The following is a 22,456-nucleotide window of genomic DNA, read 5'->3' as shown; positions in this document are numbered from 1 at the left end:
GGGGGCTGACTATGATCAAACGATGACATCTTCGAGCTACTTCCGTTACCCGCACCTGCACGGCGATCTGGTCACTTTTGTGGCTGAGGACGACGTGTGGATTGCGCCTCTGGGCGGCGGCCGCGCCTGGCGTGTCTCCTCGCTCCAGCTTCCGGCCCGCAACCCCCGCTTCACCCCGGACGGACAGCGGCTGGTGTGGACGGTGGTACAGGGAACGGCGCCGGAAGTTGTCTCTGCGGCGGTGGACGGCGGCGACTACCGGCAGCTCACGTACTTTGGCCACAGCACCACCAAGGTCAAAGGCTTTACCGCGAACGGCTCCGTGGTGGTCACCAGCGCCTTCCGCCAGGCTGAGAGCCGGCACACGCACGCCTACAGTGTCCCCCTTGAGGGCGGCTGGGCGGAGGAAATGCCGTTCGGGCCGGTGGAGTCCGTTGCCTTTGGTCCCGAAGTGGGGGATGAGCGCCCGGTAGTGGTGGGCAGCGTGCTCTCCCGCGAGCCGGCCTGGTGGAAGCGCTACCGTGGAGGCACAGCTGGAAAGCTTTGGCTGGACAATGACGGCAACGGCGAATTTGAACGGCTGCTGCCGGACCTTGACGGAAACCTTGCCGATCCCATGTGGGTTGATGGCCGGATCGCGTTCCTGTCCGACCATGAGGGTTACGGCAACCTGTACTCAGTCCTCCCGAACGGCAAGGACCTGCGCAGGCACACGGACCACGAGGACTTCTATGTCCGCCATGCCGCCAGCGACGGCAAGCGCATCATTTTCGAATCCGCCGGTGAGCTCTGGATGCTTTCCAGTTTGGAAGCTGACGCGGAGCGGCTGGACATCCTCCTGGGGTCCGCCTCCCAGTCGCGGCGCCCCACACTGCTCAACACCACCAAGCATCTTGGCGCTGCGGTCCCGGATGCCACCGGGGCGGCCAGTGCCATCGAAGCGCACGGCACCATCCACTGGCTGCGGCACAAGGACGGGCCGTCCCGCATCATCGAAGCTTCGCCGGGCGTCCGCGCCCGGCTACCCAGGCCACTGCGCAACGGGCGGTTGGCCTACGTGGCGGATCACGACGGAGTAGAGGCGCTGTACATCAAGGACGTCGCCGGACCGGTACCCGGGACGGCCGCCGCAGCCGCCCTGGGGACGTCCGTGCCGCCTGTCGGAGACCCCGGCAGCGACTCCCCTTCAACGCCGGGCAAGGCCGAGGCCGAGGCAGCCTTGCCCCAGCCCGTTCCGGCCGCCGGGGCTGCCGTCCTGGCAGGAGCCGGTCCGGCTCCTGCAGCCAGGGACGACCAGCAGGCAGACGTCGCCCCCGGGAACGCACCCACAGCCACCGCAGCGCCGGATCCGGCAGCAGCAACCCGAATCGCCTTCCCCCGCCCCACCCGCACCAGCTCGCTGGAGGCGAGCCCGGACGGCAGCTGGCTTGCCCTGGGCACGTCCTTCGGCGAGGTATACACGGCCAACACCCGGACCGGAGAACTGGCACTCGTGGCCAGCATTGGGGAGGGCACCATCTCTGACCTGGCCTGGTCGGCGGATTCGCAATGGCTGGTCTGGTCCGAACCGGTTACCTCCTTCGGTTCCCGCAGCCGGCTCCGGCTGGCAAAGGTGACCGATTCCAAGGCCGACCCGGTGGACGTCACCGATGGCCGCTTCTGCGATACGTCACCGGCCTTCACCCCTGACGGCAAGTTCCTGGCTTTCCTCTCCAACCGCAGCTTCGACCCCGTGTACGACGGACACTCCTTTGACCTGTCCTTCCCGAGCCCCATCAAGCCTTACCTCGTGGCACTGGCCGCCGACACGCCGTCGCCCTTTGGTCCTTCCGTGGACCAGGACGCGGTGGACGAGACAGATACCGGCGACGGGGAACCGAAGCAGGACGCATCGTCAGCGGCCGCGGAAGTCAAGGTGGACGCGGACGGGCTCGCCCACCGGGTTATCGGTGTTCCCGTGCCCCAGGGCAACTACACGTCCCTCAAGGCAGCCGACGGCGCACTGCTGTGGCTCGACTGGGCACTGGCGGGCGTCACCGGTGACGGCAAAGCCAGCCAGGAAGACAAGGATGCCCGTCCCAGCCTTGCCCGGTTCGACCTCGCCCGGCGGAAGCAGTCCACCCTGGTGGAGTCCCTGGACAGCTTCCGGCTCTCCGGTGACCGGACGAAGGTTGTGCTGATCTCGGACAAGAAGGTCAGTGTTGTCCCGGCCGACAAGAAGGCTGACGAGGACTCGGGCGAGCTGGTCAAGGTTGACCTCGGCCGGGTCCGGGTGATGATGGACCCGCTCAGCGTCTGGGGCCAGGCCTTCGACGAGGCATGGCGGCTGCAGCGAGATTTCTTCTGGACCGAAGACATGGCAGGGCAGGACTGGGAGTCCATCCACAAGCGCTACCGTCCACTGGTGGACCGCCTTGGCTCCCATGACGACCTGGTGGACCTGCTGTGGGAACTTCACGGCGAACTGGGAACCTCCCACGCGTACGTCCGGCCCGCACCGGTCACGGAAAACGGCAGCCATGGACAGGGCCGCCTCGGGGCCGACCTCGCGCTCACGCCCGCCGGCTGGGAAATCACCCGCATTCTCGCCGGCGAATCCTCGGACCCCCTGGCCACCTCGCCCCTGACACGTCCGGGCGTCGGCGCAAAAGCCGGCGACATCCTGCTGGCCATCGACGGCGTTCCTCTCTCCGGAACCGTAACCCCTGCCATGCAGCTGGTGGGCGCGGCGGGCCGGGCCGTGGAGCTGACGCTCCTCAACGGTGCAGCACACGCCGGAGGCACCGGCAGGCAGCGCCGCGTGGCCGTCGTACCCGTCAAGGACGAGGAACGCCTGCGGTACCAGGAATGGGTTGCCTCCAACCGGCGGACCGTCCGGGAGGCCTCCGGCGGCAGCTTCGGCTACCTGCACATCCCGGACATGATGGCCAACGGCTGGGCCCAGCTCCACCGCGACCTCGACACCGAAACAGCGTTGGACGGGCTAATTGTGGACGTGCGGCGGAACCGCGGCGGCCACACCTCGCAGCTGGTGGCCGAACTGATCGGGCGCAAGGTCACCGGCTGGAGCATGCCGCGGGGCGAAAAGCCCCGCACGTATCCGCACCACGCGCCGCGCGGGCCGGTCATTATCCTTGCCGACGAATTTGCCGGATCCGACGGCGACATCATCACCCAGGTCTCCAAGTTGCGGGGCATCGGACCCGTGATCGGAACGCGCACCTGGGGCGGCGTGGTGGGCATCGACAACAGGTTCGCCCTGGCCGACGGCACGGGTGTCACCCAGCCGCGCTACGCCACGTGGTTCGGCGGCGGTGTGGGCTGGAGCGTCGAAAACTACGGCGTCGACCCCGACATCGAGGTCACCTACCCGCCGCACGCCTACGCCGCCGGGCGGGATCCGCAGCTTGAATACGGCATCGGGGCACTGAAGGAGATGATTCAGGAGCTTCCTACCGACCGCCCGCCTGCCCGGGAGGGGTACCGCCGGCTGCGTCCCGCGCCGCTTCCGGCGCGCCAACAGGGGTAGCCGGCGGCCCGCAAACAACAAAAGGGCCCTGCCTGGCCAGAGAACTCCGGCCAGGCAGGGCCATATTTCTTGTCCGAAGAGGCCGGATCAGGACTCCAGGGTGGCGTCCATGGTGATGTCGATGCTGGCGAGGGCGCCGGAAACCGGGCAGCCCACCTTGGCTTCGCCGGCGATCTTCTGGAATTCGTCTTCAGAAATACCCGGCACTGTGGCGGAGACGGTCAGGTGGCTGCCGGTGATGCCGGTGCCCGGCACGAACGTCACGTCCGCCTTGGTACGTACTTCCTCCGGGGTGTGGCCGGCCTTGGCCAGCTCGTTGCTGAAAGCCATGGAGAAGCAGGCAGCGTGCGCTGCTGCGATCAGTTCTTCCGGGCTGGTCTTGCCGTTGGCCGCCTCGGTACGCGCCTTCCAGGTGACGTCGAACGTTCCCAGGCCTGAGGTGGCGAGGCTGGTGCTTCCGGCACCCTCCGTCAGGTTGCCGTTCCATACTGCATTTGCTGAACGTGTTGCTGCCATGTCCACTCCTCAAGGTTGTTTCGAACCGGGGTCAGGCCGGTGCCCGCCCCGCCGTTTCCCATCCTAGGGACTTCACGGGAAGCGTGCACCCGCTGTCCGCTTCTGGTGGATTATGACCCCATGGCGTAAGACGACGGCGGCGGCGCCCCCCAAAGGGGAGCGCCGCCGTCGTGAGGCCGCAACTTGGGGTAATTACTGCCAGATAGTGGCGATGGCGATGTTCAGGAGCCCGAGGCCGCCCACACTGTGCGCCAGGCCCTTGCTGATGTCCTCGCCTGCCTTGTACTTCCGGCGGCCGATGAAGGCCAGGACGCCGACGGCAAGGGCGATGGCGAACTTGATGCCGAGCTTGGCGTAGTTGGCGTCCATGTCCAGGGCCGGGATCAGTCCCATCAGGGCTACGCCGGTGAGGAGCTGGAGCATGGCGCCGTCAAATTGGCGCGGGTGGACGGTGGGCTTTTTCATCTGGCCGATCCAGATGCCGACGATCATGGCGGCGCCAATGATGTGCAGGAAGACCACGGTGTTATAAACGATGTTCATGGGACCAGTGTAGCCAGTCCTTCTACGGCTTGTAGTAGTTCAGCATCGGGGGCGGGCGCACGTGCGTTAACCGGCGACGGCGGTGCAGGCCTTGCGGTGGTTTCCCACCGCTGCCTGCACCGCCGTCGTGCGTTGTGACGCGTTACAGCCCGAGGTCCGCTTCGAAGGCGCCTTCCTCAAGGCGTGCCTTCAGCGTCTGGAGGAAACGGCCCGCATCGGCGCCGTCCACCAGGCGGTGGTCGTACGTCAGGGACAGGTACATCATGGAGCGGATGGCGATTGAATCGTCACCGTTCTCATCGGCCACCACCACGGGGCGCTTGACGATGGCGCCGGTTCCCAGGATGCCCACCTGCGGCTGGTTGATGATGGGAGTGTCGAACAGGGCGCCCACCGAACCGATGTTGGTGATGCTGAAGGTACCGCCGGACAGCTCGTCCGGGCCGATCTTGCCATCACGGGTGCGGCCCGCAACGTCGGCAATCTTGGCAGCCAGTCCGGCCAGGTTCAGGTTGCCCGCGTCGGAGATAACCGGGACCAGCAGGCCCTTGTCGGTGTCGACGGCGATGGCCAGGTGCTCAGCGTTGTGGTACGTGATTTCCTGCTTGCCCTCGTCGTAGGCAGCGTTGAGCTTGGGGTGCTGCTTGAGCGCCTCAGCCACAGCCTTGGCGATGAACGGGAGGAAGGTCAGCTTGACGCCGTTCTGGGCCTGGAACGAGTTCTTAGCCTTGAGGCGCAGCTTGGCGACCTTGGTCATGTCCACTTCATGCACCTGGGTCAGCTGGGTGGAGACCTCGAGGGACTCGCGCATGCGCCGGGCGATGACCTGGCGGATGCGGGGAGCCTTCTGCGTGGTGCCGCGCAGGGAAGAAACAGCGGCGTTGGAAGCGGCCGGGGCTGACGCGGCCGGCGCGGCTGCGGGGGCTGCGGCGGGCGCGGACTTGGCTTCGGCGGCAGCGATGACGTCCTGCTTGCGGATGCGTCCGCCTACTCCTGTGCCTGACAGTGATGCGATGTCCACGCCGTGCTGGTTGGCCAGCTTGCGGACCAGGGGAGTGACATAGCCGGACTTGGATCCACCGTTGGCTGGTGCGGCCTCGGTTGCGGCCGGGGCCGCAGCGGGGGCGGGAGCAGCCTGCGGTGCCGGTGCAGCCTTGGGTGCTTCCGGAGCCGGTGCAGCCTGAGGTGCCGGTGCCGGTGCGGGGGCGGGTGCTTCAGCCTTGGGGGCTTCCTGGACCGGTGCCTCGGTGGAGGGTGCTTCTGCCGGGGCAGCAGCTGCACCTGAACCGATGACAGCCAGGACGGAGCCGACTTCCGCTGTTTCGTCTTCGTTGACGCGGATTTCCTGGAGAGTTCCAGCCACCGGCGACGGGATTTCGGTGTCAACCTTGTCCGTGGAGACTTCCAGGAGCGGCTCGTCAACCTCCACGGAGTCGCCCACGGCCTTCAGCCAGCGGGTGACGGTGCCTTCGGTGACGCTTTCGCCCAGCGCCGGAAGGGTAACTTCATGTCCTTCGCCGCCGCTGGCCGGTGCCTCAGGTGCAGGGGCCGGTGCTGCTGCGGGAGCTTCTGCAGCGGGTGCTGCTGCGGGGGCTTCTTCCGCGGGAGCTGCAGCGGGTGCTGCTGCGGGGGCTTCTTCGGCGGGGGCGCCGCCGCCGGAGCCGTCACCGATGCGGACCAGGGGAGCGCCGACCTCGGCGGTCTCGTCCTCGGCAACCAGGATTTCCTCAATCACGCCAGCGACAGGAGAGGGGATTTCAGTGTCTACTTTGTCGGTGGATACTTCGAGCAGCGGCTCGTCCACCTCTACCCGGTCACCTACCTGCTTGAGCCAGCGGGTGACGGTTCCTTCGGTGACGCTCTCACCGAGGGCGGGCAAGTTAACGGATTCAGACATGTCGTCCCCGTTCTCCTTATTGATCTTTAGTGCGGATGATTGCTGCCTTGTTGGCCAGCCTAATGCACCCGGCATTTCGTGCCGGGTGCACCAGGCCCTTTGGTGCTGGGGGGAGACTAGCCGTGAAGCGGCTTGCCAGCGAGTGCCAGGTGGGCTTCGCCCAGGGCCTCGTTCTGGGTGGGGTGGGCGTGCACCAGCTGGGCAACATCCTCCGGGTAGGCTTCCCAGTTCACGATCAGCTGGGCCTCGCCAACCTGCTCGCCCATGCGGGCGCCGATCATGTGGACGCCCACCACGGGGCCGTCCTTTTGGCGGACCAGCTTGACCAGCCCTGAGGTGCCCAGGATGGAGCTCTTGCCGTTGCCGGCCAGGTTGTACTCCTGGGTCTGTACCTGGTCCTCGCCGAACTTCTCCTTGGCGGCCTTTTCGGTGTAGCCGACGGTGGCGATTTCGGGATCGGAGTAGGTGACCTTGGGGATATTGATGTCCTCGACGATCACGGGCTTCAGGCCGGCGATCTCCTCGGCCACGAAGATGCCCTGCTGGTAGCCGCGGTGGGCCAGTTGGACGCCGGGGACAATGTCGCCCACAGCGTAGACGTTGCCGACGCCCGTGTGGAGGCGCTCGTTGGTGATGACGAAGCCGCGGTCGATGGTGATGCCGGCTTCCTCGTAGCCCAGGTTGGCCGTGACGGGGCCGCGGCCGACGGCGACGAGCAGCAGGTCGGCTTCGAACGTTTTGCCGTCCACCAAGGTGACCTTCACGCCGTCGCTGTTCTGCTCGACGCCCTGGAAGAACACGCCGGTGGAGAACTTGATGCCGCGCTTCTTGAAGGCTCGCTCGAAGTTCTTGACGATGGTGGCGTCCTCGTTGGGAACCAGTGAGGGCAGGCCCTCCACGATGGTGACGTCCACGCCGAAGGACTTCCAGACGGAAGCGAACTCGACGCCGATAACCCCGCCGCCCAGGATGATGACGCTCTTGGGAATGGAGTCCATGGTCAGGGCCTGGTCGGAGGTGATGACCTTGCCGCCGATTTCCAGTCCCGGAAGGGTGCGCGAGTACGAGCCGGTGGCCAGGACGATGTTCCGGCCCTTGTACGCGGTCCCGTTCACGACGATGGTGTCGGTGCCCTGGAGCTTGCCTTCACCTTCGATGACGGTGATGCCCTTGGACTTAATCAGGCCCTGGAGGCCTTTGAACTTGCCGGCGATGATGCCGTCTTTGTAGGCGTTGACGGCGGTGATGTCGATGCCGTCGAGGGTGACGTTCACGCCGTATTTGGCGGAGTCACGGGCGTGGTCGGCGAGTTCTGCAGAGTGCAGCAGCGCCTTGGTGGGAATGCAGCCATTGTGGAGGCAGGTGCCGCCCAGCTTTGCCTTCTCCACGAGGCCGACGGTAAGGCCAAGCTGTACGGCCCGCAGTGCGGCGGCGTACCCGCCGCTGCCGCCGCCGAGTACCAGGATGTCGAATTCTTGCGCAGTTGCCTGATCGGCCACTTAAACGCTCCCTCGCGTGAACGATGACGCGTTCTGCGCGCATCATCTGGTCTTGGAACTTACACTGCCGTGATTATGCCAGCAGGCCTGTTCTCTTGCATTTGTGACTACCGTGGTTCACCTTAGCGAACCACCTATCCATGCTCCACCTTGGCGCCGCGTTTGTGGAGCGCTTGTGTCCAGAGTCACGCGGTACTGCGGTGCAGGGAACAAACCCGCACCGCAGTACCGCGCAGCCTCTGCGCGCGGACACCTGTGTCAGGCCGCCGCGGCCAGGATGTCCTCTACATAGGCCACCAGGGTCCGCACGGTGCAGCCCGTGCCCTGCTTATGGGTGTAGCCATAGGGGCTTCCGTTGTTAAAGGAAGGCCCGGCAATGTCGATGTGGGCCCAGGGGATCTGCTCCCCGTCCTTGCCCTTACCCACGAACTCACGCAGGAAAACCGCAGCCGTCATCATGCCGCCGTGGCGTTCGCCAATGTTGGCAAGGTCTGCTACCTGGGAGTCGATGCTGGGGCGCAGTTCCTCGGGAAGCGGCATGGGCCACACGAGTTCGCCGGCCCGGTCCGCTGCGGCCTTGAGCGGACCGGTCACGCTGTCGGAGCCCATGACGCCTGCGGTGCGGTTGCCCAGTGCGATCAGCTGTGCACCGGTGAGGGTGGCGACGTCGATGATGGCGTCCGGGTACTCGCGGCTGGCTGCGACGATGCCGTCCGCCATGACCAGCCGGCCCTCAGCATCGGTGTTCAGGACCTCAACGGTCTTGCCGCCGAACATCGTGAGGACGTCAGCCGGACGGGACGCTGCACCGGAGGGCATGTTTTCGGCGATGCAGAGCCAGGCAGTCGCCTTGACCGGCAGGCCAAGCCCGGCGAGGGCCAGGACAGTATTAAGGACGACGGCGGCACCGGCCATGTCGCTCTTCATGTCGCCCATGCCAAGGGCCGGCTTGATGGAAATGCCCCCGGTGTCGAAGGTGATGCCCTTGCCGACGAGCGCAATCTTCGACGTCGGCCTGGCGGGGGAGTACTCCACCTTGACCAGCCGCGGCTGGCGGGCGGAGCCCTTGCCCACGCCCATGATGCCGCCGAAGCCTTCCTTCTCCAGCCGCTTCTCGTCCCAGACGGTGACCTTAACGGGCAGGCCCTTGGCCAGCTCCTTCGCAGCTTCGGCGAAGGTTTCGGGATAGAGGTGGCTGGGCGGCTGGTTCACGAGTGAACGGGTGGCGTTGACGGCCTTGCCGATCAACCGGGCACGCTTCAGTGCCGCACCGGTTTCGGCGTGGTCGGCGAGCTCCGTGAAAATGACCGCATTCCGGACCGGATCCTTCAGGCCGTCCTTCGACGACCGGAACTCGGTGAAGGAGTAGGCGCCGAGGGCGGCACCCTCGGCGAGGGCCGCGACGTCGGCAACGGACGCCGTCGGAAGGGCCAGGACAACCGTTGCGAGGCCGGCGAGTTGGCGGACGGCGGAACCTGCTGCGCGGCGCAGTGCCTCACCGGTGAGGGGCTCTGCTGCGGAGACCTTGCCGGTGCCGGCGAGGACCAGGATCCCGGCGCCGGTTTCGGGCAGGCCGGGAAGGCGGACGATCTGGTCGGCGGCGCCCGTGACGCCCAGGGACTTAAGGGAGCCGGCAAGGGCCTCCGCGGACTTGGCGGTGAGGGGGTTATCCAGGAGGACCGGCCCGTCAGTGCCCTTACCCACACCTATGACCACTGCGTCACTGGGGCTCTTCTTCAGGTCCCTTGAGAGGGTACTAAGGTTGATTTCAGTATTCTTGACCACAGGGATCAGTCCTCAATTCTCGAGAGATGTTCGGGCAGGAATGCATGTTCGGCGCTCTGCCATGGATGCCCGGATGCAATCGTTCGGGACGCAGTCCGGGTGTCTGCAGGCCCGTTTGGCAGGCCAGTTCCGATCGTAGCCCGTCCCCGCCCGGGCCGGTGTATTTCCTGAGAGGTGCGCCACAGGCGCAGCAGGAATGTGCGGCTCTCCTGCGGCGTTGTAGAAGGTAACCACCCGCACCTATGAAAGGAACATGCCGTGCTTGAACGGATTTCCGGCTCCCTGCTGGACCCCGATGCGCTTTATGCAAGCAACATCGGGCTGTTCCACAGCCCGGCGCTCCGTGGGCTGAACCTGGTGATGGGTTTCACCGGGTTCGCCGACGCCGGTCACGTGGTAAGGCAGATCAACGCGGAACTGCTTGACACGCTCGACGCCGAACCGGTTGCAGTTTTCGACGCCGACCAGCTGATTGACTACCGGTCGCGGAGGCCGCACCTGACGTTCGTCGAGGACCACCTTCAGGACTACCAGGAGCCCCGGCTCGCCCTCTACCGGCTGAAGGACGGCCTGGGCAATCCCTTCCTTCTGCTCGCGGGCTTTGAGCCCGACCTGCAGTGGGAGCGGTTTGCCCGCGCGGTGGTGGGCATCGTTGAGAAGCTGGACGTCAACCTGGTCACCTGGATCCACTCCATTCCCATGCCGGTACCGCATACGCGTCCAGTGGGCGTGACAGTGCACGGCAACCGGCCGGAACTGATCGAAGGCATCTCCGTGTGGAAGCCCACCGTGGAAGTGCCCGCAGCTGTTGGACACATCCTGGAGCTCCGCCTTGTAGAGGCAGGCCGGAACGTGGCAGGTTACGTCATTCACGTCCCGCACTACCTGGCCGAGGCGGAATACCCCACCGCCGCCGTCGCAGGCCTTGAATATCTCGGTGCGGCCACGTCACTGATGCTGCCCTCGGACAGGCTCCGCGAAGCCGGCCGTGAAGTCAGCCGCCAGATCGCCGAGCAGATAGACGCCTCAGAAGAAGTCCAGCAGGTGGTGGCCCGCCTGGAGACCCGGTACGACGAAAAGGCCGAAGGCACGGTCCGCCGCTCCCTTCTTGCGGACGAGAACGACGAGCTGCCCAATGCGGATGTCCTCGGTGCTGCCGTAGAGGCCTACCTCGCACGCGAGAACCCCGGCCAGTAACAACACTGCCGATTCCCCGGCCGGCAGCCGGATCACGCTGCTGCCGGGCGGCAAGGGCAGTCCGGGCATAATGAGATGGTGACTGCACCCCGCGCCTGGCTGATCTGGACCATTGGCATCTTCGGGTACCTGGTGGCCGTCACCCAGCGCACGTCCTTTGGGGTGGTGGGCCTTGAGGCCACGGAGCGGTTCCACGCCAGTGCCTCCGCCATCTCCTTCTTTACGGTCCTTCAGCTGCTGGTCTATGCCGGGCTTCAGATTCCCGTGGGCCTTTTGGTGGACCGGTTCGGTTCCCGGGCCATGATCGCCGGCGGTGCCGTGCTGATGGGCCTGGGCCAGCTCCAGCTGGCCTTTGCCGACAGTATTCCGGGCGGAGTGGCCGGGAGGGTGCTCGTAGGTGCCGGGGACGCGATGACATTCATCTCGGTGATTCGCCTGATTCCACTCTGGTTTGCGCCCGCCCGGGTCCCGCTCGTGACCCAGCTGACGGGTATGTCCGGCCAGCTGGGCCAACTGTTCAGTGTCATCCCGTTTGCCTTCGTCCTGCACGCCGCCGGTTGGACCCCGGCGTTCCTGATGCTGGCAGGGATGTCAGGACTCGCCGTTGTCCTGGTTCTGCTGCTCCTGCAGGACGTGCCGGCCGGTACGCAGCGGCCGCAGGCCCAGCAGGGGCTGAAGGCGACAGGAGCCTCCCTCGCCCGCGCCTGGCGCCAGCATGGGACGAGGCTGGGGTTATGGAGCCACTTCACCATCCAGTTCAGCGGCACCGTATTTGCAATGACGTGGGGATACCCGTTCCTGCTGTCCGGGCAGGGCCTCGATGCCGGAACGGTTGCCGCCCTCATGGCCCTGTACGTTGCCACCGCCATGGCAGTGGGGCCGTTCATTGGCCGTTTCGTTTCCCGCCACCCGCTGCGGCGTTCAACCATGGTCCTGCTGATCGCCGGTGCCACCGCCGGAGCCTGGGCCGCAGTCCTGGTGACACCCGGGCGCTCGCCGCTGTGGCTGCTGACCGGCCTGGTGGTGGTGCTCGCGATCGGCGGGCCCGGCTCCATGATCGGCTTCGACTTCGCCCGCACCTTCAACCCGGCACACCGGATTGGAACCGCTACGGGCATCGTTAATGTGGGCGGGTTCTTTGCCGCGCTGATAGCCATCTTCCTGATTGGCCTCGTGCTGGACGTGCTTTATGCCAGCGGGTTCTCCAACGGTGTCCTGTATGGGCTGGACCCGTTCCGGATCGCACTGAGTGTCCAGTTCCTGCTGCTTGGTTTCGGAGCTGCCGCCACCCTGGTCTGCCGCCGCAAGGTCCGGCGGCAGATGGCAGCCCAGGGCGTGGTGGTTCCGCCCCTGCGCAGCGCGCTCGCCCGCCAGCGCCGGGAAAGCCTTGCCCGGCGGAGCAGGGCGGCGGCTTCAGAGGACTGACTGGTCCTCCACAGCGCCGGACCCGCCGGGTGTATCCACATACCAACGGGCAGTGCTTTCGAGGGGTGCTCCGGCGGCGGATGCTGGAGCCATGACACTCCCAGAACGCCTGACAATCCGCGGCCCGGAAGACATCCTGGGTTTCATTCCGCACTCGCTGGGATACTGGCCGGCGGAGAGCCTCGTGGCCATGACACTGCACGGCAAAAGGCTGGGAGCCACACTGCGGCTGGATCTTCCCGGGCGGGATGTCCTTGCTGATCCGGCCGTCTTTGCCCGGACAGTTTGCGGGTATCTTGCAGCAGACGAAGATGCGGACGGGACCCTGCTGGCCTTTTACACCAACAACGGCTGGCTGGTGGGGCCGGACCGCTGCCAGGCACTGCTCGAGAGCCTTGAAGCAGCCCTGGGTGAAGCCGGGATGCCCGTCAGGGACGCCTGGAACGTCGGTGACCAGTACTGGCGGCACGTCCACTGCACCGGACCAGCCTGCTGTCCCTTGCCGGGGCGTTCCGTCCATGAAATTACGGACAGCCTGCTGAACACAGAGATGGTGTTCCGGGGAAGCAGCGTGGGACCGGCCCCCGGGCACCGGCAGGCGGCCAGCCCTGTTTCGGAACTCCACCGTGCCGCTGTGCTGAAGGCGGAAGCCACGTGGTCGGCCCAACTGGATCTCCGGCGGCACAGCAGGGCGCAGTTCGCCGCGGTGCTGGGCCAGTGGGAGCTGATGCTCGCCAGGCCGGTTGGGGACCTGCAACGGCGGTCGGTACACCGGGATGCTTTCCTGCGGGCAACGCTCCTGGTGCCCGCCTGGCGGGACGCTGTCCTGGTCATGGCAGCGGCCGGGAAAGCAGCGGCAGCAGCCGGGGCCGAAGAATTTGGAATCTTCAGCGAGGACGCCCGGTTTGGTCCGCTGGAACCTGCGGAAGAAGCCGGTGCAGAAGAAGCGCCAACAGCTGCGGAGGCGCCTGGTTCCGGATCCTTCTCCGCAGCCGGCCTCTGCAGTGGAGCCCTGGCCGCCTCCGGCCGCCAGGCGGGAATTCCTGGTTACGGGGACGTCCTGATGGGGCACGAGCCTGCAGTTCCCCTCTGGCCCAGCCTCGACGCCCTTGATCACGTCCTGGAGCACCTGGCTGTGCTCGGTGGACCGCCGTCAGCGGCTGCCCTGACGGGGAGGGGCTGGATTGCTTGGTGCCGCGGACGCGGCTCCTACTCGGCCTCGTACTTGGGGGAGGCGCTCGAAGCCGAGCCCGGCTACCGGCTGGCAGAGCTGCTGCTCGAGATGGTCCGCCGGGGTACGCTGTGCGGCTGGGCCGCGCGGAAGGAGGCTGCCTGGCAGAAGTTCGGCCCCGACGCGGCATGAAGTGACGGCGGCAGGAACAGCGGGTTGGGCTTTATTTGGCGAAATCGTGAGACAATGGAGGTCGAGACCCGGTTGGGTCCGTGTATCAGGTGCTCGCAGCGAACCCTTACGGGAACATTGCGGCCGCTCCGGCAGTTCTATTTATGGACTCTGCCGGCCGTGGTGGCGCTTGGTTTTCACCACGGACTTGACAGGGTCATAGTGGTGTTGCCCGTATGGCGATTCCACAGACCACCGCTAGAAAGGTTTTCTGTGACCCCGTCTTCCACGAAGAAGGACCCCGCCGCCCAGGACGAACTGTCCGCTGAGCAGAAGCAGGCGGCAACAAACGCCAAGCGGGCCGCCACTCGGGCAGCCAACAAGGCTTCGGCCGCTGAAGCTGGTGCGGACGGCAAGCGCGAGCCCAAAAAGCGCGGGCCCAAGCCCGGCGCGAAGGCTGCTGCTGAGGCCGCCGGAAAATCTGCCGGTGCCGACGCCGATGAAGTCGAGGAAGTTGAGGAAGACCTCGACGACATCGTCCTTGAAGGACCTGACGTTGTCGAGGAGGACGCCGAGGCCGACCCCGTCAAGGGAGCAGCCGGCTCGGGCAAGGGCTTTGTCTACTCCGACGCTGATGACGACGACGCACCTGTCCAGCAGGTCATGTCCGCCGGAGCCACTGCCGACCCCGTCAAGGACTACCTGAAGCAGATCGGTAAGGTAGCGCTGCTCAACGCCGAGCAGGAAGTGGACCTTGCGCTCCGGATCGAAGCCGGACTGTTCGCCGAAGAAAAGATCGCCGCTGACGACGGCTCCATGGACCCGAAGTACAAGCGCGAGCTTGAATTCATCATCCACGACGGCAAGCGTGCCAAGAACCACCTGCTGGAAGCCAACCTCCGCCTTGTGGTCTCGCTCGCCAAGCGCTACACCGGCCGCGGCATGCTGTTCCTGGACCTCATCCAGGAAGGCAACCTGGGCCTGATCCGTGCGGTCGAGAAGTTCGATTACACCAAGGGCTTCAAGTTCTCCACGTACGCCACCTGGTGGATCCGCCAGGCGATCACCCGTGCCATGGCGGACCAGGCACGCACCATCCGTATTCCGGTGCACATGGTGGAAGTCATCAACAAGCTGGCCCGCGTCCAACGCCAGATGCTGCAGGACCTCGGCCGCGAACCCACGCCTGAGGAGCTTGCCCTCGAACTGGATATGACCCCTGAAAAGGTCGTGGAAGTCCAGAAGTACGGCCGGGAGCCCATCTCGCTCCACACGCCGCTTGGCGAAGACGGCGACTCCGAATTCGGCGACTTGATCGAGGACTCCGAGGCTGTGGTTCCGGCTGACGCCGTGAGCTTTACCCTCCTGCAGGAACAGCTTCACTCCGTGCTGGATACACTCTCCGAGCGCGAGGCCGGCGTGGTGGCCATGCGGTTCGGCCTGACCGACGGACAGCCGAAGACTTTAGACGAAATCGGCAAGGTCTACGGAGTCACGCGTGAGCGGATCCGGCAGATTGAATCCAAGACCATGTCCAAGCTCCGCCACCCCTCACGTTCGCAGGTGCTGCGGGATTACCTGGACTAAAGCAGAACACAAAAAGCGGCCCGCCGGCTGCCGCGCCCACACCAGGCGCGGTACCGGCGGGCCGCTTTCTGCTGGCCCTCTTCCGATTCTTTGCTGGCCCTATTTGGAGGAGCCCCTTAAAAAGGTTGGGACCCTGCCTTACGGCAGGGTCCCAACAACTTCAGTAGAACTAGTCGATTTCCACGGCTGCTTTCTCGTGAAGCTTCCCCGTCTCATCGTGCCAGTCCGAGCTCAACGGCTTGAGCGTTGCCTCAACTGCACGGGCGTGGTGGCCACAGAACAGCAGCTCACCGCCGGAGGACTCCAGTACAACCCGGACATATGCCTGAGCTCCGCAACGATCGCACCGGTCCAGTGCGTTGAGTGTGCGGTCTGCCACTGCTGTTGTCATGTCGGCCTCCTTAGTAGATCAGTACGTCTATATAACCAGCATTCGTATCAAAACCATCGCAAGGATGGCCCAAGTTCGCTGTGCGCGTATCCGCAAGACTGCGTCAAGGGCTGCGAAGCGGAACCCAGGCACGCGGCACGTGGCGCGGTGCACACGGGGCCCAAGGTGTGGCAGTCCGCGCTGCCGGGCCGCGCCGACTACCCTAGAAAGAGCGACCCCAGCCCGCTTTTTCCCTCCCTGAAGGAGATCGTCACCAGTGGCACCAAGCTCTGATTACACTGCCCGGCACCTGTCTGTGCTGGAGGGCCTCGAAGCCGTCCGCAAGCGCCCCGGCATGTACATCGGCTCCACTGACTCCCGCGGCCTGATGCACTGCCTCTGGGAGATTATCGATAACTCTGTGGACGAGGCACTGGCCGGATTCGGCCACGACATCAAGATCATCCTGCACGCGGACAACTCGGTGGAGATCCACGACGACGGCCGCGGCATCCCCATCGACAAGGAGCCCAAGACGGGACTCACCGGCGTCGAGGTGGTCTTCACCAAGCTCCATGCCGGCGGCAAGTTCGGCGGCGGCTCCTACACCGCTTCCGGCGGCCTGCACGGGGTGGGCGCGTCCGTGGTCAACGCGCTGTCCTCCCGCCTCGACGTTGAGGTGGACCGCGGCGGTAAAACCTACAAGATGTCCTTTCGCCGGGGCGAGCCCGGGCGCTTCAAGGACAGCGGGTCGAAGTCCGATCCGGCTGCCCCGTTCACCCCGTTTGTGGACGACTCAGTGCTCGATGTCGTGGGCAAGGCTAAGCGGGGCATCACGGGAACCAGGATCCGCTACTGGGCGGACCGGCAAATTTTCACCCCTGACGCGAAGTTTTCCTACGACGAGCTTGCTTCCCGGGCCCGGCAGACATCCTTCCTGGTGCCCGGCCTGAAGCTGACGGTCCGCGATGAGCGCAAGGTCCCGGGAACCCCGGGCGAGGCCGGGCCCCATGAAGAGGTTTTCCACCACGACGGCGGCATCTCCGAGTTCGTGGAGTTCCTTGCCGCCGACCCCGCCGTCACCGACGTGTGGCGGCTGCACGGCTCCGGGAAGTTCAAGGAGACGGTTCCCGTGCTGGACGAACGGGGGCACAGCCAGCTCGCCGAGGTGGAGCGCGACTGCGAAGTGGATGTGGCGCTGCGCTGGGGGATCGGGTACGACAGCACGGTCCGCAGCTTCGTTAACATCATCTCCACGCCCAAGGGCGGAACCCACCAGTCCGGCTTTGAGCAGGCACTGGTGAAGACCTTCCGCAAGGCAGTGGAAAACAATGCCCGCAAACTCAAGGCCGGCAACGACAAAATTGAAAAAGACGACATCTTCGCCGGCCTTACGGCCGTCCTGACCGTACGCCTGGCTGAGCCGCAGTTCGAAGGCCAGACCAAAGAGATCCTGGGCACCTCAGCCGTCCGCGCCATCGTGTCCCGGGTGGTGGAGCGTGAGATCACCGCGAAGCTCACCTCTGCCAACCGGAACGACAAAGCACAGTCCGCGCTGCTCCTGGAAAAAATCGTCAGCGAGATGAAATCCCGGATCTCGGCCCGGGTGCACAAGGAAACCCAGCGGCGCAAGAACGCCCTGGAGACCTCCTCGATGCCCACGAAGCTTGCGGACTGCCGCACGGACGACGTCGAACGCTCCGAGCTTTTCATCGTGGAGGGCGATTCGGCGCTGGGGACCGCCAAACTGGCGAGGTCCTCGGATTTCCAGGCCCTGCTGCCCATCCGCGGCAAGATCCTCAACGTGCAAAAGGCATCGGTGGGGGACATGCTTTCGAACGCCGAATGCGCGGCCCTCATCCAGGTGGTGGGCGCCGGATCGGGCCGCAGTTTCGATATCGCCGCCGCGCGCTACGGCAAGGTGATCCTGATGACCGACGCCGATGTGGACGGCGCGCACATCCGCACGCTGCTACTGACCCTCTTCTTCCGCTACATGCGGCCCATGATCGATGACGGGCGCGTGTTTGCCGCCGTCCCGCCGCTGCACCGGGTGGAAGTCATCAACGCCGGCCAGAAGGCCAATGAAATGATCTACACCTACTCGGAGGCCGAGCTCCACGTACTGCTGGCCCGGCTCGCCAAGGAGGGCAAGCGGTACAAGGAACCCATCCAGCGCTACAAGGGGCTGGGCGAAATGGACGCTGAACAGCTGGCCGAGACCACCATGGACCCACGCCACCGCACCCTGCGGAAGGTGGGGATCGAGAACGCAAAGCAGGCGGAGGAGATCTTTGACCTCCTGATGGGCTCGGATGTCTCGCCGCGGAAGGACTTCATCATCGCCGGCGCCTCCAGCCTTGACCGGGAGCGCATCGACGCCTGACCCCGGGAAGCCAGGCAGGAAATACGACGGCGGCGCGTCAGCCGAGCAAACCCGGCACCACGAGCAGTGCGGTGGGCAGTGCCAGCAGGAGGACGCAGCCGGCGAGCACCAGGCTGCGGACCGGGGAGGACAGCTGGGGCTGCGGGGAGAGCAGCCGGCTGACACGCGAGGCAGTGGTGCGGGCCGAATCCGAGCCGGACGCGGACTCGATACCGGCAAGGGCCAGACTCGGGGCTCCGGAGTGAAGTTCGGCGTCACGGGCAGCCCCCGCCGAGCCGCTGGCCACAATCGCGATTGCCTTGATGAGCGTGGCCTTGCTCTCGGTCTTGAGTGCGACGTCATCTGCCAGCATTTCGATCAGGGAGTTGACGGACTCCTGGGCGAGCCGGGTGGTGGGCAGCCAGGGCAGTGCCTGGCGCCAGGCGGCGAAGGCCCACAGCAGCAGGTGGTGCCGCTGGCTCAGGTGCGCGTTCTCATGGATCAGGACTGCCCGGAGTTCGGCCGGTTCGAGGGCTGCCATCAGGCCGTCGGAGAGCACAGTCACCGAGCGCGCGCCGCCGGGGAGGCAATAGGCCACGGGCGAATCGTGGCTGATGACCAGCGTCCCGGCTCCCTCCGCGGACGGTGAGGCCAGGAGCGCCAGAAGCTCGCGGTGCCGCCGCCGCTGGCGCTCTATCTTGTAATAAGTCAGCAGGAGGGTGAATACCAGGTGGGCCGTCAGCAGGGCCGCGGCGGACAGTGCGAAGATGTGCCAAAAGCCCAGCGCGGTGGTGGGAGCATTAAAAAGTACCATCCCCGCAAGAGCCCGGAGGCCGGCGAGGAGATTGTCACCAATGGGCTCCAGGCCGTATACCAGCATTGCCCCGATCATGGACAGCCCGCCGGCCAGTGCAATGGCCTGCCAGAGCAGCATGGCCGTGAAAGGGCTGCGCGCGGGCCACTGCGCCCTTGACAGGAGGATAGGCACCGGCCATGCCAGGACTATCGCAAGGACCGCCAGCAGGTATGAGGCCCAGAACATGGTCCGTTAGATGTGGCCAAGCAGTTTGCGCAGAGTTTCGGCTTCACCTTCGGAAACGGATCCGATAAAACGGGCCAGCACGGCCTCGCGGTCCGGAGCTGACCCCAGAACCTCGTGCATCAGCTCAGCGGTATGCTCCTCGCGGCTGGACACTGCCTGGTAGCGGTGCGGGCGGGTGCCGCGTTCGCGTTCCACCAGGCCCTTTTTCTCCAGCCGGGACAGCACGGTAAGGACGGTGGTGACGGCAAGTTCCTTGCCTTCGTGCCCGGCTGCCCCGCCCTGGCCGGCCGAGGTCTGCGCAAGCCGGTCCCGCAAGGTGTTCGCGGTGGCTGCTTCATGGCCCGCCCAGAGCAGGTCCATCACTGCCCGTTCCAGTTCACCAAGACTAGCCATTGCATTTTTCCTTTGTTTCCCCGCACCGCAGCCGCAGAGGCAGCGCAGTGACTCATGCGTGTGTTTCACCTATAGGAACCAATTTACCCCTATTCCCCGTCACTTTCTACATTGGGTAGAACAGCCATCACCGTGGGCGCCAAAAGCGTGAGCCATCGATGAGACGGCGCGTTTTACACTCCCTGCGGCGCTGTTCTACACTTTGTAGAAGTTAGACTTTCTACAGCACGTAGAAAACCTGCATCGGCTGACAGTAGGGACCGCCTTGGACGCTTTGGACGCTCTGGAAATCGCACGGTGGCAATTCGGCATCACCACCGTCTACCACTTCATGATGGTCCCGCTGACCATCGGCCTGGGGCTGGTGGTGGCCGTAATGCAGACTGCCTGGCACCGGACAGGGAAGCCCGAGTATCTCCGGATGACCAAGTTCTGGGGCAAGCTCTTCCTGATCAACTTCATCATGGGTGTGGCCACCGGCATCGTCCAGGAGTTCCAGTTCGGAATGGCCTGGAGCGAATACAGCCGCTTCGTCGGCGATGTCTTCGGGGCTCCGCTGGCACTCGAGGCGCTCCTGGCCTTCTTTGTTGAGTCAACGTTCCTGGGCCTGTGGATCTTCGGCTGGAAGCAGTTGAAGCCGGCCGTCCACCTGGCGTGCCTCTGGATTGCCGTCATAGGCTCCGTGTTCTCCGCATATTTCATCATCGTGGCCAACAGCTGGATGCAGCACCCGGTAGGTGTTGAAATGATTGATGGCCGGCCTGTCATGACAGACGCCTGGGCGGTCTTCACCAACAACACCGCACTGGTGGCAGTTCCGCACACGCTGTTCGGCGCACTCGCCGTCGCCGGCGGTTTCCTGCTCGGCATCGCGTGGTACCACCTGTGGCGCAGGCGTCGCGACGGCGTGGACACCGTCGGTGCCGACGGCAAGGTCATCGCCGGCGAAGCCCAGGACATTCCCGGCCGGGACAAGGACGACCACAAAGTCTGGATCCGGTCCCTGCGCATCGGCGCGGTGGTAGCCATGATCTCCTTCGCCGGAACCGCCCTCACCGGTGACCTCCAGGGCAAGCTGATGTTCGAGCAGCAGCCCATGAAAATGGCGGCCGCAGAAGCAGCCTGCCACGACGGCACCGGCTTCTCGGTGTTGAGCATCGGCAACCTCGGCTCGCAGAACTGTGACGACATCGTGGCCCTGATCGAGGTGCCCGGCATCCTCTCCTACCTGGCCAAAGGCGACTTCACCACCGAAGTCCAGGGCGTCAACAGCCTCCTGCCCCAGTACAAGGAGGCCTACGGCACCCACCTGCCGGACAACCCCATCTACGGCGAACGCGCCGGCCAGGAAATCGACTACCTCCCCGTCATGGAGGTCACCTACTGGGGCTTCCGCATGATGATCGGTTTCGGCGGGATCGCCGCCCTGGCGGCCCTGGTGGCACTATGGCTGACCCGGAACGGAACCGTGCCCGAGTCCAGGTGGCTCATGCGCCTGGCCGTCTTCGGAATCCTGGCCCCGTTCGGTGCCAACGCCGCCGGCTGGATCTTCACCGAAATGGGCCGCCAGCCCTTTGTGGTGGCCCCCAACCCCGACCCCAGCGGCATCGACCAGGTGTTCATGTTCACCGCCGCCGCGGTGTCACCCGGAGTCACCGCCGGGGAGCTGCTGGCCTCACTCGTCACCCTGGCAGCCATCTACGGGGTACTGCTCGTAGTGGAAGTGAAACTGCTGGTCAAGTACATCGGGGGCGGCGTGGTGTCCGCCATGCCGGAACTGGTGCACGCCCCCGTCGATGAAAACGAGGATGCCACCCCGGGCCAGGGAGGCCAAGGCAGCGGAAAACCCGCCGACGACGTCCTCGCCTTCGCCTATTAGTCCGCGCCCGCCAACGAAGATCAGAGGAAACGACGAATGGAACTGCTGCCAACCATCTGGTTCATCGCCATCGCGGTGCTGTGGACCGGCTACCTCTTCCTTGAGGGCTTCGACCTGGGCGTCGGGATGCTGATGAAGCTTTTCGCCCGGAACAACACCGAGCGCCGCGTCCTGCTCAACACCGTGGGACCGGTCTGGGACGGCAACGAGGTGTGGCTCCTGACCGCCGGCGGCGCAACCTTTGCCGCCTTCCCGCTCTGGTACGCCTCGCTGTTCTCCGCCCTCTACCTGCCGCTGCTGGTAGTCCTGGCAGCACTGATCTTCCGCGCTGTGGCCTTCGAGTACCGGGGCAAAGTGGACACGGACCAGTGGCGGAACCGGTGGGACTGGGCCATTGCCCTGGGGTCCTTCTTCGCAGCCTTCGGCGTGGGTGCGGCGCTTGCGCTGACCACTACCGGGCTTCCCTTGAACGCCAACGGGGACCGCGAAGGCGGGCCGCTTGCATGGTTCAGCGGCTACGCCGTGCTGGGCGGGCTGGCCGTGGTGGGGTTCTCCCTGGTGCACGCCCTCGCATTCCTGGCATTGAAGACCGACGGCGACGTGCGGCACCGCGCGCGCAAGTGGTTCGTCCGCCTTCTCCCCGCCCTGCTCCTGCCGATTGCGGGCTGGGCGCTCAGCATCCAGTTCCTCGAAGGAAAACTTTGGACCTGGGCACTGGTGCTGCTGGCTGTCGCCGCCGCGGGTGCAGCCTGGGCCGCGGCGCGCAAGGGAAGGGAGGGCAAGGCCTTTATTGCGCTTGGCGCCTTCCTGGCCCTGGGATCGGCCTCCATCTTCGGGGCGGTGTTCCCGGTGGTACTGCCGTCCACGTTGAACGAGGCCTTCGACCTCACCATTTCCAACGCCTCATCCTCTGACTACACTCTGGGCCTTATGAGTGTTGTGGCAGCGTTCGGCCTGCCCCTGGTCATCGCCTACCAGGCCTGGACCTACTGGGTGTTCCGGCGGCGGGTCAGCGCCGCGCATATTCCGGAAGCCCACAGCTTCCTGCCGGCCATCGCCGCCAGGGCCTTCACCACCAAGGGCTGAG

Annotated in this window: 16 protein-coding genes; 8 read left to right on the top strand and 8 right to left on the bottom strand. The window is 65.4% G+C overall.

Translation table 11 applies throughout. The features are described from left to right. Positions 1-22 precede the first annotated feature (22 nt). Positions 23-3,529: a S41 family peptidase gene (locus AC5RT4_RS10015; protein ID WP_494105616.1), complete on the top strand. Its 3,507-nt coding sequence runs from the start codon at positions 23-25 to the stop codon at positions 3,527-3,529. Positions 3,530-3,616: 87 nt separating this feature from the next. Here the strand turns inward: AC5RT4_RS10015 and AC5RT4_RS10010 are convergent, their stop codons facing one another. From AC5RT4_RS10010 to AC5RT4_RS09990, 5 genes are all read right to left on the bottom strand, one after another. Continuing rightward, entirely contained in the window at positions 3,617-4,045 is a 429-nt protein-coding gene (locus tag AC5RT4_RS10010; RefSeq protein ID WP_494039461.1) for an OsmC family protein, read from the bottom strand. 192 nt (positions 4,046-4,237) lie between these two features. Beyond that, complete coding sequence (locus AC5RT4_RS10005; RefSeq protein ID WP_494039462.1) at positions 4,238-4,588, bottom strand: hypothetical protein; 351 nt, start codon at positions 4,586-4,588, stop codon at positions 4,238-4,240. A 142-nt stretch (positions 4,589-4,730) separates the two neighbouring features. Then, positions 4,731-6,485, bottom strand: a complete 1,755-nt coding sequence (gene sucB / locus AC5RT4_RS10000) for a 2-oxoglutarate dehydrogenase, E2 component, dihydrolipoamide succinyltransferase (protein WP_494105615.1) — start codon at positions 6,483-6,485, stop codon at positions 4,731-4,733. 116 nt (positions 6,486-6,601) lie between these two features. After that, positions 6,602-7,984, bottom strand: a complete 1,383-nt coding sequence (gene lpdA, locus AC5RT4_RS09995) for a dihydrolipoyl dehydrogenase (RefSeq protein ID WP_494039464.1) — start codon at positions 7,982-7,984, stop codon at positions 6,602-6,604. A 258-nt stretch (positions 7,985-8,242) separates the two neighbouring features. Then, entirely contained in the window at positions 8,243-9,769 is a 1,527-nt protein-coding gene (locus tag AC5RT4_RS09990; protein WP_494039465.1) for a leucyl aminopeptidase, read from the bottom strand. A gap of 258 nt (positions 9,770-10,027) precedes the next feature. On the opposite strand from AC5RT4_RS09990, the gene AC5RT4_RS09985 reads away from it, so the two are divergent. From AC5RT4_RS09985 to AC5RT4_RS09970, 4 genes are all read left to right on the top strand, one after another. Continuing rightward, complete coding sequence (locus tag AC5RT4_RS09985) at positions 10,028-10,966, top strand: proteasome assembly chaperone family protein (RefSeq protein WP_494039466.1); 939 nt, start codon at positions 10,028-10,030, stop codon at positions 10,964-10,966. A 78-nt stretch (positions 10,967-11,044) separates the two neighbouring features. Continuing rightward, complete coding sequence (locus AC5RT4_RS09980; RefSeq protein ID WP_494105614.1) at positions 11,045-12,391, top strand: MFS transporter; 1,347 nt, start codon at positions 11,045-11,047, stop codon at positions 12,389-12,391. Positions 12,392-12,482: 91 nt separating this feature from the next. Next, a complete protein-coding gene (locus AC5RT4_RS09975; protein ID WP_494105613.1) occupies positions 12,483-13,754 on the top strand; it encodes a DUF4192 family protein in 1,272 nt (423 codons plus the stop codon). Positions 13,755-14,006: 252 nt separating this feature from the next. After that, positions 14,007-15,320, top strand: a complete 1,314-nt coding sequence (locus AC5RT4_RS09970) for an RNA polymerase sigma factor (protein WP_494039469.1) — start codon at positions 14,007-14,009, stop codon at positions 15,318-15,320. 169 nt (positions 15,321-15,489) lie between these two features. Here the strand turns inward: AC5RT4_RS09970 and AC5RT4_RS09965 are convergent, their stop codons facing one another. After that, positions 15,490-15,711, bottom strand: coding sequence for a DUF7455 domain-containing protein (locus tag AC5RT4_RS09965; RefSeq protein ID WP_013600696.1), 222 nt, complete (start codon positions 15,709-15,711; stop codon positions 15,490-15,492). A 256-nt stretch (positions 15,712-15,967) separates the two neighbouring features. Between AC5RT4_RS09965 and AC5RT4_RS09960 the strand changes: the two genes are divergently transcribed. Continuing rightward, positions 15,968-18,076, top strand: coding sequence for a DNA gyrase/topoisomerase IV subunit B (locus tag AC5RT4_RS09960; protein ID WP_494105612.1), 2,109 nt, complete (start codon positions 15,968-15,970; stop codon positions 18,074-18,076). A 37-nt stretch (positions 18,077-18,113) separates the two neighbouring features. On the opposite strand, the gene AC5RT4_RS09955 is transcribed toward AC5RT4_RS09960, so the two are convergent. Next, positions 18,114-19,097, bottom strand: a complete 984-nt coding sequence (locus AC5RT4_RS09955; RefSeq protein WP_494105611.1) for a M56 family metallopeptidase — start codon at positions 19,095-19,097, stop codon at positions 18,114-18,116. A gap of 6 nt (positions 19,098-19,103) precedes the next feature. Continuing rightward, positions 19,104-19,490, bottom strand: coding sequence for a BlaI/MecI/CopY family transcriptional regulator (locus AC5RT4_RS09950; protein WP_494039472.1), 387 nt, complete (start codon positions 19,488-19,490; stop codon positions 19,104-19,106). Positions 19,491-19,764: 274 nt separating this feature from the next. Here AC5RT4_RS09950 and AC5RT4_RS09945 point away from each other — a divergent pair, with 274 nt between their 5' ends. Together AC5RT4_RS09945 and cydB are read left to right on the top strand one after the other, a co-directional pair. After that, positions 19,765-21,369 carry a cytochrome ubiquinol oxidase subunit I gene (locus AC5RT4_RS09945; RefSeq protein WP_494105665.1) on the top strand — a complete coding sequence of 535 codons (1,605 nt, stop codon included), beginning with the start codon at positions 19,765-19,767 and terminating at the stop codon, positions 21,367-21,369. Between the two features lie 36 nt (positions 21,370-21,405). Next, positions 21,406-22,455, top strand: a complete 1,050-nt coding sequence (cydB, locus tag AC5RT4_RS09940; protein WP_494105610.1) for a cytochrome d ubiquinol oxidase subunit II — start codon at positions 21,406-21,408, stop codon at positions 22,453-22,455. The last annotated feature ends 1 nt before the right edge of the window (position 22,456 follow it).

The sequence above is a fragment of the Arthrobacter sp. sptzw42 genome, assembly GCF_059089685.1.
This window is presented reverse-complemented; position numbering and strand designations above follow the sequence as displayed.

What these genes read in the sequence shown, in the direction of transcription:
- AC5RT4_RS10015 (WP_494105616.1), top strand. Translation starts at nt 23, where the DNA reads ATGACATCTTCGAGCTACTTCCGTTACCCGCACCTGCACGGCGATCTG.
- AC5RT4_RS10010 (WP_494039461.1), bottom strand. Translation starts at nt 4,045, where the DNA reads ATGGCAGCAACACGTTCAGCAAATGCAGTATGGAACGGCAACCTGACG.
- AC5RT4_RS10005 (WP_494039462.1), bottom strand. Translation starts at nt 4,588, where the DNA reads ATGAACATCGTTTATAACACCGTGGTCTTCCTGCACATCATTGGCGCC.
- sucB (WP_494105615.1), bottom strand. Translation starts at nt 6,485, where the DNA reads ATGTCTGAATCCGTTAACTTGCCCGCCCTCGGTGAGAGCGTCACCGAA.
- AC5RT4_RS09975 (WP_494105613.1), top strand. Translation starts at nt 12,483, where the DNA reads ATGACACTCCCAGAACGCCTGACAATCCGCGGCCCGGAAGACATCCTG.
- AC5RT4_RS09965 (WP_013600696.1), bottom strand. Translation starts at nt 15,711, where the DNA reads ATGACAACAGCAGTGGCAGACCGCACACTCAACGCACTGGACCGGTGC.
- AC5RT4_RS09955 (WP_494105611.1), bottom strand. Translation starts at nt 19,097, where the DNA reads ATGTTCTGGGCCTCATACCTGCTGGCGGTCCTTGCGATAGTCCTGGCA.
- AC5RT4_RS09950 (WP_494039472.1), bottom strand. Translation starts at nt 19,490, where the DNA reads ATGGCTAGTCTTGGTGAACTGGAACGGGCAGTGATGGACCTGCTCTGG.
- cydB (WP_494105610.1), top strand. Translation starts at nt 21,406, where the DNA reads ATGGAACTGCTGCCAACCATCTGGTTCATCGCCATCGCGGTGCTGTGG.